Annotated in this window: 13 protein-coding genes and 1 pseudogene; 8 read left to right on the top strand and 6 right to left on the bottom strand. The window is 62.9% G+C overall.

Annotated elements, in window-relative coordinates; translation table 11 throughout:
- The first annotated feature begins 172 nt into the window (after nt 1-172).
- From QP908_RS06790 to metX, 3 genes are all read left to right on the top strand, one after another.
- Nucleotides 173-385 (top strand): hypothetical protein, encoded by a 213-nt coding sequence (locus QP908_RS06790; RefSeq protein ID WP_239268998.1) that lies wholly within the window; start codon nt 173-175, stop codon nt 383-385.
- 252 nt (nt 386-637) lie between these two features.
- Nucleotides 638-1,954 carry an O-acetylhomoserine/O-acetylserine sulfhydrylase gene (locus tag QP908_RS06785; RefSeq protein WP_239269000.1) on the top strand — a complete coding sequence of 439 codons (1,317 nt, stop codon included), beginning with the start codon at nt 638-640 and terminating at the stop codon, nt 1,952-1,954.
- Entirely contained in the window at nt 1,951-3,057 is a 1,107-nt protein-coding gene (metX, locus tag QP908_RS06780) for a homoserine O-acetyltransferase MetX (protein ID WP_239269002.1), read from the top strand. Before QP908_RS06785 ends, metX begins: the two co-directional genes overlap by 4 nt.
- Nucleotides 3,058-3,340: 283 nt before the next feature.
- Here metX and QP908_RS06775 read toward each other — a convergent pair whose 3' ends face one another.
- From QP908_RS06775 to QP908_RS06765, 3 genes are all read right to left on the bottom strand, one after another.
- A complete protein-coding gene (locus tag QP908_RS06775) occupies nt 3,341-4,309 on the bottom strand; it encodes an HNH endonuclease signature motif containing protein (protein ID WP_239269004.1) in 969 nt (322 codons plus the stop codon).
- 115 nt (nt 4,310-4,424) lie between these two features.
- On the bottom strand, nt 4,425-4,739 hold the full coding sequence (locus tag QP908_RS06770) for a DUF3017 domain-containing protein (RefSeq protein WP_239269006.1): 315 nt from the start codon (nt 4,737-4,739) through the stop codon (nt 4,425-4,427).
- The gene (locus tag QP908_RS06765; protein ID WP_239269008.1) at nt 4,736-5,584 is read right to left on the bottom strand and encodes a bifunctional methylenetetrahydrofolate dehydrogenase/methenyltetrahydrofolate cyclohydrolase; all 849 of its coding nucleotides are present in this window, start codon (nt 5,582-5,584) and stop codon (nt 4,736-4,738) included. The genes QP908_RS06770 and QP908_RS06765 overlap by 4 nt, the downstream gene beginning before the upstream one ends.
- Nucleotides 5,585-5,607: 23 nt before the next feature.
- Between QP908_RS06765 and QP908_RS06760 the strand changes: the two genes are divergently transcribed.
- Nucleotides 5,608-6,078, top strand: coding sequence for a tRNA (cytidine(34)-2'-O)-methyltransferase (locus tag QP908_RS06760; RefSeq protein ID WP_239269010.1), 471 nt, complete (start codon nt 5,608-5,610; stop codon nt 6,076-6,078).
- Here the strand turns inward: QP908_RS06760 and QP908_RS06755 are convergent.
- Together QP908_RS06755 and QP908_RS06750 are read right to left on the bottom strand one after the other, a co-directional pair.
- Complete coding sequence (locus QP908_RS06755; RefSeq protein WP_239269012.1) at nt 6,062-7,378, bottom strand: PH domain-containing protein; 1,317 nt, start codon at nt 7,376-7,378, stop codon at nt 6,062-6,064. The two genes, QP908_RS06760 and QP908_RS06755, sit on opposite strands and share 17 nt — an antisense overlap.
- Nucleotides 7,375-7,836, bottom strand: a complete 462-nt coding sequence (locus tag QP908_RS06750) for a PH domain-containing protein (RefSeq protein WP_239269014.1) — start codon at nt 7,834-7,836, stop codon at nt 7,375-7,377. Before QP908_RS06750 ends, QP908_RS06755 begins: the two co-directional genes overlap by 4 nt.
- A 307-nt stretch (nt 7,837-8,143) precedes the next feature.
- Here QP908_RS06750 and QP908_RS06745 point away from each other — a divergent pair, with 307 nt between their 5' ends.
- From QP908_RS06745 to QP908_RS06735, 3 genes and pseudogenes are all read left to right on the top strand, one after another.
- Entirely contained in the window at nt 8,144-8,497 is a 354-nt protein-coding gene (locus QP908_RS06745) for a hypothetical protein (protein ID WP_284771946.1), read from the top strand.
- The gene (locus tag QP908_RS06740) at nt 8,481-8,708 is read left to right on the top strand and encodes a helix-turn-helix domain-containing protein (RefSeq protein WP_255716931.1); all 228 of its coding nucleotides are present in this window, start codon (nt 8,481-8,483) and stop codon (nt 8,706-8,708) included. The genes QP908_RS06745 and QP908_RS06740 overlap by 17 nt, the downstream gene beginning before the upstream one ends.
- Before the next feature lie 42 nt (nt 8,709-8,750).
- Nucleotides 8,751-9,015 (top strand): annotated as a pseudogene (locus tag QP908_RS06735) (helix-turn-helix transcriptional regulator).
- 113 nt (nt 9,016-9,128) lie between these two features.
- Here QP908_RS06735 and QP908_RS06730 read toward each other — a convergent pair.
- On the bottom strand, nt 9,129-12,248 hold the full coding sequence (locus tag QP908_RS06730) for an error-prone DNA polymerase (RefSeq protein ID WP_284771945.1): 3,120 nt from the start codon (nt 12,246-12,248) through the stop codon (nt 9,129-9,131).
- Between the two features lie 136 nt (nt 12,249-12,384).
- Here QP908_RS06730 and QP908_RS06725 point away from each other — a divergent pair, with 136 nt between their 5' ends.
- Nucleotides 12,385-13,248, top strand: a complete 864-nt coding sequence (locus QP908_RS06725) for a MetQ/NlpA family ABC transporter substrate-binding protein (protein ID WP_239269019.1) — start codon at nt 12,385-12,387, stop codon at nt 13,246-13,248.
- Nucleotides 13,249-13,258 lie beyond the last annotated feature (10 nt).

The raw sequence follows: 13,258 nt of genomic DNA, 5'->3' as shown, positions 1-13,258 counted from the left end.
ACGGGCAAAGCGGTGTTAAATAGTCGAACGGAGCACCTCTACCCCCATTCACCCTCATTAGACGGACCGCACGCGGTCACTATTGGAAAAATCGGTGCACCATATAGCCGGGTTCCGCCCCAGAATGCCCACCCAGCTTGTTTACCCCCGGTTTTTCCGTAACAATTAATGCATGACATTCGCAGAGCACACCAAGCGCAATTGGCTCATCACGTTCTTCGCCGCGATCTTCCTCGCCGCCATCGTCTGCATGATTTTCTTAAACGATCCGCACCGCACGATGGTGGTCGCCATGGTCTTTATCGCCTCGGCAATCCTGCTCTTCGGCGCGATCCTCGGAATCTGGTACCTATTTCGCCGCAAGGACACCAAAGACCCGCAGTAGTTAGGCTGGGCAGCTTCCCGAAGCCTGCGAGCAGCGGCGCCGCGATCACGATGCCCATCCATGACGCCGCGCTTTCCGATGTCGGCCGCCCCGCCTTCGACACCATGCTCACCAAAGCCGGAGTACAGGGCTATAAGCGGCTAAGCCCAAGCGATTAATTTACCGCTTAGTCTATTTTTATTCTCCGACTACCCTGCGGTTTCGCGCCAGGGTGCTGTACGTTACATACCGCTTGGTCTAGTCTTGCGTGGCATGACGACGAAATACGATAACTCCAACGCAGACTGGTCCTTCGCTACCCGCTCCGTTCACGCAGGCCAAAACCTCGACGGCGCGCACAACTCCCGCAACGTGCCGATTTACCAAACTACCTCGTACGTCTTTGATGACGCCGAGCACGCGGCCAACCGCTTTAACCTCTCCGATGCAGGCCCCATCTACACCCGCCTGACCAACCCAACGCAGGATGCGCTGGAAGAGCGCCTGGCCTCCCTTGAAGGCGGTGTGGCCGCCGTGGCCTTTGCCTCCGGCCAGGCCGCAGAGACCGCGGCCATTTTCAACCTCGCCTCGGCAGGCGATCACATCGTCACCTCCCCGCGCCTCTACGGCGGCACCTCCACCCTCTTTACCGTCACCCTCAAGCGGCTTGGCATCGACGTCACCCTCGTCGAAAACCCGGACGATCCTCAGTCCTGGCAGGACGCCGTGCAGCCTAATACCAAGGCCTTTTACGGCGAGACCTTTGGCAACCCGGTAGCCGATGTCCTCGACATCCCAGCCATCGCCGAGGTGGCCCACACTAACCAGGTCCCGCTCATCGTGGATAACACCATCGCCACCGCGGCGCTGGCCCGCCCGCTCGACTTGGGTGCGGACATCGTCGTGGTTTCGACCACGAAGTTCTACACCGGCAACGGTTCCGCGGTGGGCGGCGCGATTATCGATGGCGGCTCCTTCGACTGGACCGTCGAGCGCGACGGCAAGCCAGTATTCCCCTACTTCGTCACCCCGGACGAGGCCTACCACGGCCTAAAATACGCCGACCTCGGCGCCCCCGCCTTTGCACTCAAGGCCCGCGCCGGCCTGCTGCGCGATACCGGCGCCGCCATTTCCCCATTCAATGCATGGCTGACGCTCAATGGCATTGAGACGGTAGGGCTGCGCATCGACAAGCACAATGCCAACGCCCAGGCCGTGGCCGAGTACCTGGAAGGCCACGCCAAGGTGACGAAGGTCAACTACGCCGGCCTGGATTCCTCGCCGTATAAGAAGATTAAGGAGAAGCTGGGTTACTCCTATACCGGCTCCGTGCTGTCCTTCGATATTGACGGCGGGCGCGAGGAAGCATGGGCGTTTATCGATGCCCTGAAACTCCACTCCAACCTCGCCAATATCGGCGATACCCGCTCGCTGGCGGTTCACCCGGCGACCACCACGCACTCGCAATCCGATGATGCCGCCCTGGCCGCGGCGGGTATTGCGCAGTCCACCATCCGTTTGTCCGTGGGCATTGAAGATATCGACGACATCATTGCTGACCTCGAACTGGGATTTAAAGCACTGGCATGAGCTGTATAAGTATCGGCGATTTTCGCACCGAAGCAGGCGCCACGCTTTCCGATGCCCACATCGCCTACCACCGCTTCGGCCATTTCCTCGGCGATCCGCACGGCGGAAATAACGTCATTTTGGTGGAACACGCGCTGACCGGCAATGCCGATGTGGCCGAGTGGTGGTGTGATCTCATTGGCCCAGGCAAGGCGCTGGATACGACGAAGTGGTGCGTTATCGCCATGAACGCACTCGGCGGCTGCAATGGCTCCACCGGCCCCTCCTCCCCGCATGCGGATGGCCGCAGTTGGGGATCGCGCTTTCCGGCGCTATCCATTCGCGATTTGGTGGCCGCGGAGAAAAAGGCGCTAGAAGAGCTGGGGATAACGCGCGTGCATGCGATCATCGGTGGTTCCATGGGTGGAGCGCGCACCTTGGAATGGACGCTGATGTACCCGGATGCGGTCGATGCCGCGTGCGTTATTGCCGTCTCCGCGCGCGCCTCCGCGTGGCAGATTGGTATCCAGTCGGCGCAGATTTCCGCGATTGAACGCGATCCCTTCTGGCACGGCGGCGACTATTATTCCTCCTCTCAGCGTCCCCGCGAGGGCCTGGCGGCGGCGCGGCGCATCGCGCACTTGACGTATCGCGGCGAGCAGGAAATCGATGAGCGCTTTGGCGTCCAAGCCCAAACCGGCGAAGAACCGCTGGGGCCCTACCGCCGGCACGACCAGCGCTTCGCTGTGAATTCCTACCTGGATTACCAGGGCTCGAAGCTGGCGGATCACTTCGATGCCGGTTCCTACGTCACGCTTACCGAGGCCCTCAACCGCCACGACATCGGCCGCGGCCGCGGCGGCCTGAACCGCGCTCTCGGTTCCTCGCAGGTACCGACCATGGTCGTGGGTGTTGACACGGACATCCTTTATCCCTACCACCAGCAGGAACACCTCTCGCGCAACTTGGGCAACCTGCTGGCCATGGCGAAGGTAGTCTCACCCGTTGGCCACGATGCATTCCTCACGGAATCGCGCCAGATGGACCGCATCCTGCGCAACTTCCTCACCCTGTCCCAACCGCACCCGCTGGACGTGGACAGCACCATCGACTACGCCATCTAGCCGTCCCCGCCTGCGCACGGCCACTCGGCCCCAGACACAGCTGCTTGCAGTGACAGGTGGTTCGGCGTGGCTGGGCGAGCAGCGCACGGGTGGCCATCGATCTGGCGCGCAGGTTTACGGTCGCGGGTGGTCCGGCACACGAACAGGACGCGGCGCGAGGCAGGCAGTGGCGGGGTCCGGATCGAGGGGCGCGATGTGTGGCTAGCCAGGACTCTTTACAAAAGGCATACAGAAGGATCGCCGAAGCGGCGCAGCATTTACTGCGCTGGCTTCGGCGATGTTTTTATCGGGCCCAGGGCGGGCGCCACACGATTCCTTCGTGCGGGCGGCGCTCTAAGCGCCCACGACGGGGCGAGGCATTCGGGTCATCGTCGTTAACGGAGTTGTGGTACTTGCAGGCGATGGTCAGGTTCTCGGCATTGGTCTCGCCGCCGAGCAGCCACGGTTGCAGGTGGTGAACCTGGCATTCATCGGCCGGAATATGGCAATCGGGCCACGGGCACACCGGATTTTCCGCCATCGCCATCTGCCGCTGCTTCCAGGTGGCCAGCCGGCGCGTGTGGTACAGGTTCACGGGACCGGTGACGGGGTGGATGAGGGTGATGAGGCCGGCATCGGCAAGCGCGCGCTCCGCTAGCTGCGCACCGGTGATGGTGGCGCCGTTGGTCAGCTGCAGGGTGACCTCGTCCTCGCCGTGGGTGACCTTCACCATGTCATCCAGGGTTAGGACCACGTTGGTGGTGATGGTGGAGGTAGCCGCGCCCTCTGCAAAGACCCGGCGCGCATCGTCCACGGTGGAGACGTGGTTATTAATCTCGGCCACCAAGTCCGATTCCGCGGTGATGGTCAGCGTCCACAGGTCATCGGTGCGGCGGGTGAGCCGGACGCCCTCCGCGCGCTTCTGGGTGCGTTCCTCCTTGACGCGGCGGCGGGCGCGCTTTTCTATCTCGCTGGTAGAAACGTTGAGCCGGCACAGCTCCTCGCGCAGGGCCCACGCCGCGCGCTGGGTCTTCAGCTTCTGCGCGTGCACCTCAATGATTTTCAGCGCATCGAGCGGGAGCGCGGTTTTGCGGGCGGCGCGCTGCTTGGCGCTAAACGATGTCCTACCAAAATACGTATCCGCCAAGCGCGCGAATTCCGCGGCCTCTTTATCGCTGAAACCGCGGTCTACCAATTCGGCTTCGGATAGCCCGGCGCACTCCCCGATGAGCGCCATCGGGGAGTTTATCGCTGCGAGGTAATCCGAAATCATGGCCCCGAGCCTAAACCGCAGGTAGCGGCGGGCGCGAGGCCAAGAGTGCTGCGGCTGTGGATAACCACGCGACACGCCGCAGATTGGTGATACTGAAACAATCACCTGTGGATAACTAGCTGCCCAGCGCGTCCACGGAGTAGGCGAGAAAGGCCATCAGCGCGCCGATGACGCCTGTAAACGTGGCATCGAAGCGGCGCGAGCGCACCGCCAGCACGCCGACGCGGCTCGAATCGCACGTCAGGCGCACCACCGTCAGCCACAGCAGCGCAAGCCCGAGCAAAAAGGTGGCCCTGCGCCAATACTCGAAAATGGCGTAGCCGCCGGACAGGGCCACCCCGGCGATGAAGAGCCCGATGGCCACCCACTGCACGGAGGCGGGCAGCGGGGACGGTGTCAGGTGCGCGTCGTGGGGATTGTCTAAATTCACGCCAGTTTTTCCGCGCGCTCAACGATGTTGCGTACCAAAAAGGCGCGCGTGAGCGGTCCGACGCCGCCTGGGTTGGGCGAGACGTACCCGGCCTTATCCCAGCAATCGGGGGCGATATCACCGGTGAGCTTGCCGTCGACGCGGGACACGCCGACATCGAGAAGCGCGGCGCCTTCCTTAATCATGTCCGCGGTGAGCATGTGTGGCTGGCCGGCGGCGGCGATGACGATATCGGCATCGCGAGTTTCGGCGGCGAGATCCTTCGTGCCGGTGTGGCACAGGGTAACGGTGGAGTTCTCGCTGCGACGGGTGAGCATCAGGCCAATGGGGCGGCCGACGGTCACGCCGCGGCCGATGACGACGGTCTTGGCGCCGTTCAGCTCCACGCCGAAGCGGCGCAGCAGGTGCAAGCAGCCATTCGGGGTGCACGGCAGCGGGGCCTCCTCATTGAGCACGAGCTTGCCCAGGTTGACCGGGTGGAGGCCATCGGCGTCCTTTTCGGGATCGATGCGCTCGAGGATGGCGTTTTCATCCAGGTGCTTGGGCAGCGGGAGCTGGACGATGTAGCCAGTGCAGGCGTCATCGGCATTGAGCTCATCGATAACCGCCTCAAGCTCTTCCTGCGAAATATCCGCCGGCAGGTCCTTGCGAATGGAGTTGATGCCCAGCTTTTCGCAATCGCGGTGCTTCATCTTTACATAGGACTGGGAGCCTGGGTCCTCGCCCACCAGAACGGTGGCCAGGCCAGGGGTTATCCCCTTATCCTTCAAGGCGGCCACGCGCTCGGCGAGGTCCGCAAAAATCTCGTCACGGTACAAGGTGCCATCTAGTTTGGTAGCGCTCATAGCCCCCATCCTAGACTGAAGGCATGAGCCAGCTGCACATCGTCTTTGATAATCCCGTCATTCCCACCAATACCGGCAATGCCATTCGCACCGCGGCGGTAACGGGCGCGAGCCTGCACCTGATTGAGCCACTGGGATTTAACTTTGACGATAAGCACTTGAAGCGCGCCGGGCTGGACTATCACGACCTGGCGGATGTGCAGATTCATAAGGATTTCGACGCGTGCATGGAGGCGCTGCCCGGCGCGCGCGTTTTCGCGTTTACCACGCATACGGATAAGTGGTTTACGGAGGTCGACTACCAGGATGGCGACGTGCTGCTCTTCGGCACGGAGCCGACAGGCCTGCCAGATGAGCATGTCAACCATCCGCGCATCACCGATCAGGTGCGCATTCCGATGGTCCCGGCTAGGCGCTCGATGAACCTCTCCAACTCCGCATCAACCGCGGTCTTTGAGGCCTGGCGCCAGCTGGGGTTTAAGGGAGCGGTGTAAGTTCTGGCAGGTCGCGGGAGCGCAGGCGGTTGAGGAGGGCGTGGGCATCGGCAAGCGCGAGGTTGCGCGCCGCCATCTTGACGGGCCCCTGCACGAGGTCGAGCTCCACCGTGGCCAGGCCGAATAGCTGGGAAATCGGGCCGCGGCGCAGGGTGAGCTCCTGAATGTGGCGCAGCTCGATGGCCTGGACGCGGCGGTTGAAGCGGCCGGCGCGCACGATGACGTAGTCGCCGGCCAGCGCGACGGTTTGCTGCCGGTAATCGATGGGCGAGACCCATTTGGCGCGCGCGGGCGAGGCGTAGGTCGGGGCGGCATCGGCGGGCAGGAATTGCCGGGCTTGCTCGCGCTTGCCGACGGGCACGATCCGCGTCGACCCCGATCCCTCGCCGCTGGCCGTGCCACCGTAGCCGGCGACCGACACGCGCGTTTCGTACCAGCCGAAGGGCCGCCACAGGAACGGCTGGGTGACCTGGACGGCGTGGATGCGCTCGAGGCGGATGTTTTGGCGGCGGCGATCGGCAAGGCCGTAGGTGATATTGAGCACGTCATCATCAAGGCTGGCGGTGTAGCGCCACGAGGAGTCAATCACGTTCCAGGCGCGCGGGACAGTAGCCAAAAGGATGGGCAGCGTGATGGTCAGGGACATCGGCGTGACCACGAGGAAGATGAGGGCCGCAAGCAGGACGATCGTGGACGCGTGCAAGGCGGCCGCGGCCAGGGAACGCGCGATGGGGATTTCGGGGATGAGGACGTTGTCTTCCCCCTCGGCCAGCTGTTCCTCAGCTGGCCGCTCTTCAACTGGCTGCTCTCGCGGCTCACCGTGGACTCGGGAGAGGATTTCGGCGCGCAGGGCCTCGGCATCGCGCTTTGTCAGGAAGGCGATTTCGATGGCAGACGACTGCCCGCCGGCCGTTTCCACGCGCACGGCCGCGAGCCGAAAGAGGCGGGCGATAACGGGCTCGACGACGTCTACAGCCTGCGTGCGGTCATAGCGTGCCGTGCGCTGCTGCTTCGAAATAACCCCGCGGCGCAAGGTGAGTTCCTCCTCGCCCAGCTGGTAGCCCATCTGGCGCCACCACACGCCAGAGACGAGCCAGACCACCGCGCACACTGCGATGAACCCGGCCAGCGCGAGGCCAATATCGCGCAGGTCTGCCGCACTGTGTTCCCCGGTAACGAAGGCAAAGATTCCGCGCAGCGCCTCCATATTGACGTTTAAGGCAAATGCTGCGATGACGGCCAGGATGACCGACCACAGCCGCAGCAACGGGGTCAAGCGGTGGACGCGGTGGTACTTCATAGCCCGCTCATCCGTTCGCGGGCGTGGTGGGTGAGGCGGGTGCGGAGGGCATCGGCAAGCGGGGCTTCCAAACCCTTCACCGTGGCGTCCGTGGTTGCGGAGGCGGTGTGCAGCTGCAGCTCCTTGAGCCCGAAGGCGCGCTCGAGGGGGCCGGCGGTCACGTCCACGAACTGGATGCGGCCGTAGGGCACGACGGTGAAAGAATGCCACAGCTTGCCGCGCGTAATGAGCAGCTCATCGTCGGTTTCGCACCAGCCCATCCGGCGCACCTGGGCGGGGATGAGCCAAAGCAGCCAGAAAAAGAGGACGGCGAAGAGCCCCGCCGCCCAGTAGAACCACGGGGTCCACCAGTACCCTGCCGCTGCGGCCGCCGCGGCGAAGATAATCGTCCAGCCCAGGTGGCGGATGTAGCGCACCTTAACCAAACGCGGCGAGACGGGGTTCATTTCTTCGCTCATAGCTATTGACAGTAGCAATCGAGCCCGCACTCTTGCGCAACTTATCGTTAATCGATATTATCGAATTACGACAACATCGAAAGTCGATAAGGAGTCGACGGAAAGGATTGTCACGACCACCCCACAGGCCACCTCTCAAGCTGAGCGCCGCGAAATTAACGCGGCGGCCGCCTTCTGCCTGTTCACCATTGTCATCCTCGGCCCCACCTACCTTCGCGACCTTGTCACCGGACGCTTTTCCACCACACTGAGTGCGGCCATCCCGGAAGGCCTTAGCAAGCACAACCTCGACGGCGGGCCATTCTGGATGCTCACTGCGGGGCTCGTCGTCAAGATTGCAGAAATCTTGATTATCGCGTTCTTTGCCTACCGCTTGGTCAAACCAATGCTTCGTGGGCAGGTTTTCAATACGAAAAATATCCGCTTCCTTAATGGAATGACCTTTGGGATTTTCGTCTGGTTTATCGGACGCTTCCCACTCGAAGGGATGGGCAATAACTGGGCTTCCTCGCAGCTCGAAATTGACTGGTGGGCCAACCAGAGCGGATCCTCATTAGGCGAGCTTGCGCTGCCCTACCTTTTTGTCTGCACCCTCCAGCTCTTCTCAGTTGCCATCAAGCGCGGCAGCAAGCTCGAAGAGGAGGTTGAAGGCCTTGTCTGAGGGGCAAGAACCCCAGGTGATCTGCCACCTCGACCGGATAATGGAGGAGCGCGGTATTACCGGAGCGGCGCTCGCCAAAGAGGTGGGCATCACCCCAGTTAACCTGTCCGTCCTGAAGAATAATCGCGCCAAGGCCGTGCGCTTTAACACCCTTGCGGCACTGTGTGCGGCGCTGGACTGCCAGCCGGGCGATATTTTCGAAGTGGAATAGAAAACCTTGTCTTTACTTTGGGTTTATGCAATATTCTGACCCATATCTCCAAAGAAAAAGCCCTCCGCACCCATCTATAACCTGGGTACGTGTGCTGCGCGCCGAGCGGGACATGTCGCGCGCCCAGCTGGCTGAGGCCATCAACGTCAACCCGCAGACCGTCGGCGCCCTCGAGCGCGGGGACCACTCCCCCAGCCTGGACCTAGCCTTCCGCGTCTGCGAGGTCTTTGACCTCCCCGTGGAGGCTATCTTTTCCCGCCAGGAGCTTTCCCCGATGTCCACCGAAATCTATAGGAAGAACTCCTAATGGCTAACTAGCTCACCGCAAGCGCCTAGTCCTGCCCGGCGAACTTTTCCTCGGCCTGTCCACCGCATTTGGGCTGCAAATCTTCGGTGCGGAGCGGGTCGCAGCGCAGGAAACTAGCGGAAATCGCGGGAGCCGCGGGAGAGGAAATCGCCAAAATCCAGCGGCTCAAGCTTGTCTGCAACCACGCTTACCGCGCCGGTGGCATTTTGCACGATGCCGCGGATGATAAGGGCGCGGGCGGTGCGGGCGAGCACCTTCTGCCGGGACCACAGCCCGGGCGAGACCATGACATTCATCAGGCCGGTTTCATCCTCCACGCCCAAAAAGGTCAGGCCGGAGGCGGTGCGCGGGCGCTGGCGGTGCGTAATGATGCCGGCGATGCGTACGCGTGTGCCATCGGGGACGTGGGGAAGGTGGGAGGAAGGCAGGACATCGCCAAGCGCGGCCCTGACTAACTCCATAGGCTGCTTATCGTGGGTGACGCCGGTGGCGGCGACATCGGTAGCCATTAGCTCGAAGGCCGACATGCCGGGCAGGTGCGGCGAGGCGAGCGCGGAGGTGCCCGGCAACATGCCCTCGCGCTCGGTGGCGGCGACGCCAGCCTGCCAAAGCGCTTGGCGACGCTCCAACCCCAAGCACTCCAGCGCCCCCGCCGTGGCCAGCGCCTCCACCTGCTCCACGCTGAGATCCGCCCGGCGCGACAGATCGGAGACGCCGCTAAAGGGCGCGGCGGCCTCCACGCGCTCGGCGGCCTTATCCCCCAGCCCCTTGATGAGGTTGAGGCCCAACCGGATCTCGCCGGTGGGCAGCGCCCTGGCCTGCGCGCCGGAGTCGTTGATACTCACTGGCAGCACGCGCACGCCGTGACGCCGGGCGTCCTGAATGAGCGACTGCGGCGAATAAAAGCCCATGGGCTGCGCGCGCAGCAAGCCCACGCAGAACTCCGCCGGGTAGTGATGTTTGAACCACGCGGAGAAATACACCAGCGAGGCGAAGGACTGCGAGTGCGATTCCGGGAAACCGTAGGCGGCAAAGGCGGTGATCTTGGCCCAGAGCTTCTCCGCGACCTCGCCATCGATGCCGTTGGTGGCGCGCAGTCCCTCGAAAAAGCGGCTGCGCAGCGCGGCCATCTTGGCCGGCGAGCGCTTCGAGCCCATGGCGCGGCGCAGGTCATCGGCCTCGGCGCCGGTAAAACCGGCGGCATCCACCGCAATCTGCATCAGCTGCTCTTGAAAGAGCGGGATCCCCAGGGTCTTACCCAGCGATTTCTCCAGCACCGGGTGGTCATAGGTCACGGGCTCGAGGCCATCGCGCCGGCGCAGGTAGGGGTGCACGGAACCGCCCTGGATGGGGCCGGGGCGGATGAGCGCGACCTCCACCACGAGGTCGAAGAAGCAGCGCGGTTTGAGCCGCGGCAGCGTGGCCAGCTGCGCGCGGGACTCCACTTGGAAGACGCCGACGGCATCGGCGCGGCAAAGCATGTCATAGACCGCGGGTTCGGCCAAGTCGAGCTCCCACAGGCGCACCTTGCGACCGGTGGTGGCGCGCACGGCATCGATCATGTGGTGCAGCGCCTCCAGCATGCCGAGGCCCAGCAGATCGAATTTCACCAGCCCGGCGGCGGCGCAATCGTCCTTATCCCATTGCAGCACGGAGCGGCCTTCCATTCGGGCCCATTCCATCGGCACCACGTCCGCGATCGGCCGGTCACATAAAACCATGCCGCCGGAGTGGATGCCGAGGTGGCGCGGCTGGTCGAGGAATTGCTCGGCGAGTAAGGAGACATCGGCAGGCGGCTCAGCTATGCCCTTTGACCACGCATCGGCCGAGCCCTGCGGGTAGCCCAGCGCGCGGGCGGCGTCGCGGGTAGCCCCCTTGCGGCGGTAGGTAATGACGTTGGCAACCTGTGCTGCGCGGTCGCGGCCGTGGGTGCGATAGACGTACTGGATGACCTCCTCGCGCCGTCCAGATTCGATGTCGATGTCGATATCGGGCGGGCCATCGCGATCCGGCGACAGGAAGCGCTCGAAGAGCAGCTGCGCCGAAATGGGCTCGGCGTTGGTAATGCCCAGCGCGAAACAGACGGCGGAATTGGCCGCCGAGCCGCGCCCCTGGCAGAGGATATTTTCCTGGCGGCAAAAATCCACCAGGTCGCAGACGATGAGGAAGTAGCCCGGAAAGCCCAGCTGCTTGATGATGCCCAGCTCGTGCCGCATCTGCTTTTTCGCCTTGGCCTGTATTTCGGGCGGGCGCGAGGCGTAGCGCTTTTTACCGCGCCGCCACACCTCGTGTTCGAGCCAGCTCATCTCGGTGTGCCCCTCTGGGACGACAAAGTCCGGCAGGTTGGGCGCGAGGGCACCCCAGGTAAAGGAGCACTCGCGGGCAAGGCGCACGGTTTCGGCGATAAGCTCGGGCCGGCCGGGAAGCAACTGGGCCATCTGCTCGCCGGAGCGCATCCAGCCTGCGCCCATCGGGTGGGCATCCGGTGCGGCTTCCTCTAGGGATTGGCGGTGCGCCAAGGCGCGTTTGGCGGCGGCGAGCCGTACCTGGTCGCGCGTTGCTGCCGCAGGTCGAGCGGTTGCTATGGCGCGGAGATTATTGTACTTATCCAGGAAACTGTGGTGATCCGCATCTTCGGGAGACATTGTGCACGCATATTCGAGAACTATGCTGTCTATTTTTATTCTTTCGAGAACGTGATCGATTTTTTGTATAGCCTCCCACCCCAGCAGGAAAAAGCACTCTTCCTCCAGCTCGCGCGCCACGGCATCTAGGGGCGGGTACGCGACACTCCCCTTCTCGCCGGCGTCCATCCGCGCGCGGGCAATAAGGCGCGAGAGGCGACGATAGCCTTCCGGCGTGCGCGCCAGCACGGTCACTGGGCCCTCAGCGAGGGAAAGCTCCGCGCCATACATGGCCGGAAGGCCCGCTTTAGCTGCGGCTTCCGCAAATTTCATCAGGCCGTAGAAGCCATCCCGATCCACGACGGCCAACCCCTCGAGGCCAAGCTCTAGGGCGCGGGCGACCAGCTCTTCCGGCTCGGCGGCGCCATCGAGAAAACTATAGGAACTTACCGCATGTAGCTCCGCAAAGGGCACAGCGGAGCGCCCGCGCTGGACGGGGTCATCGCCGCCGCCAAGGTGATGTACGGCGGCGGGCGCGGCGGTATCCTTGCCGGATAGTATCCTTTCTAAACGCGACCACGGTAGCGCCTTTCCACCATTAAATTTCACCCTTCACAGGGTAGTGTCGAATCAGTGTTCTATACAACCCGGCGCGATGAGACGTGTTCAATAGACAAAGCGGTTCGCTTATTGCTAGATTGCTAAACGGTCAATTTATTTAAACTCCTACATGTAAGGGGACCTCATGCAGATTCGTCGCGCAGCGGCCACTACCGCCGCCGTTACCGTCGCCGCCACTAGCCTCGTGGCCTGCTCCTCCGACGCAGATGATGACAAGACCATCGCCGTTGGCACCACCGATGATGCAAAGCAGGCCTGGGTTGCCTTTGAGCAAGAAGCCAAGGACGCCGGCTACGACATCGACATCAAGTCCTTCTCGGATTACAACACCCCGAACCAGGCCCTGAACCAGGGCGAGCTGGATACCAATAACTTCCAGCACCTGAAGTTTCTGGCCGAGTACAACCACGGCAACGGCACCAACCTGGTGCCCATCGTTGCCACCGAAATCGTGCCGCTGGCGCTGTTCTGGAAGGGCCACGACTCTCTCGACGGCATCGAGGGCGAAGAAGTTGCCATCCCGAATGACTCCACCAACCAGGGCCGCGCCATCAACGTGCTGGTCCAGGCTGGCCTTATCACCTTGAAGAAGGACGGGCTTATCACCCCGACCCCGCTGGACATCGATGAGAAGAAGTCCAAGGTCAAGGTCGTGCCGGTCGATGCCGCCCAGACCCCATCCGCACACGGCGAGGGCACCCCGGCGATTATCAATAACTCCTTCCTGGAGCGCGCCGGCATCGACCCGGCCACCGCCGTCTTCCAGGATGACCCGAACTCCGAAGAGGCAGAGCCTTATATCAACGTCTTCGCCGTTCGCGAGGAAGACGCCGATAACGAGGACATCAAGAAGCTCGCCGAGCTCTGGCACTCCGATGCGGTACAAAAGGGCGTCGACGAGGACTCCGCAGGCACCTCCGTCGAGGTCGAGCGCACCCCAGAAGAACTCCAGGAAATCCTGGACAAGCTCGAAGCAGATTTGGACTAATCACCCTTGC

The sequence above is a fragment of the Corynebacterium sp. MSK204 genome, from assembly GCF_030229885.1.
Lineage (GTDB): Bacteria > Actinomycetota > Actinomycetes > Mycobacteriales > Mycobacteriaceae > Corynebacterium.
Note: the sequence above shows the minus strand (reverse complement) of the source record. Positions and strands in the feature narration are given on the sequence as shown.

Excerpts from the sequence above, each read along its gene's own strand:
- QP908_RS06790 (WP_239268998.1), top strand. The coding sequence starts at position 173 with ATGACATTCGCAGAGCACACCAAGCGCAATTGGCTCATCACGTTCTTC.
- QP908_RS06785 (WP_239269000.1), top strand. The coding sequence starts at position 638 with ATGACGACGAAATACGATAACTCCAACGCAGACTGGTCCTTCGCTACC.
- metX (WP_239269002.1), top strand. The coding sequence starts at position 1,951 with ATGAGCTGTATAAGTATCGGCGATTTTCGCACCGAAGCAGGCGCCACG.
- QP908_RS06775 (WP_239269004.1), bottom strand. The coding sequence starts at position 4,309 with ATGATTTCGGATTACCTCGCAGCGATAAACTCCCCGATGGCGCTCATC.
- QP908_RS06765 (WP_239269008.1), bottom strand. The coding sequence starts at position 5,584 with ATGAGCGCTACCAAACTAGATGGCACCTTGTACCGTGACGAGATTTTT.
- QP908_RS06760 (WP_239269010.1), top strand. The coding sequence starts at position 5,608 with ATGAGCCAGCTGCACATCGTCTTTGATAATCCCGTCATTCCCACCAAT.
- QP908_RS06755 (WP_239269012.1), bottom strand. The coding sequence starts at position 7,378 with ATGAAGTACCACCGCGTCCACCGCTTGACCCCGTTGCTGCGGCTGTGG.
- QP908_RS06750 (WP_239269014.1), bottom strand. The coding sequence starts at position 7,836 with ATGAGCGAAGAAATGAACCCCGTCTCGCCGCGTTTGGTTAAGGTGCGC.
- QP908_RS06745 (WP_284771946.1), top strand. The coding sequence starts at position 8,144 with ATGCTCACTGCGGGGCTCGTCGTCAAGATTGCAGAAATCTTGATTATC.
- QP908_RS06725 (WP_239269019.1), top strand. The coding sequence starts at position 12,385 with ATGCAGATTCGTCGCGCAGCGGCCACTACCGCCGCCGTTACCGTCGCC.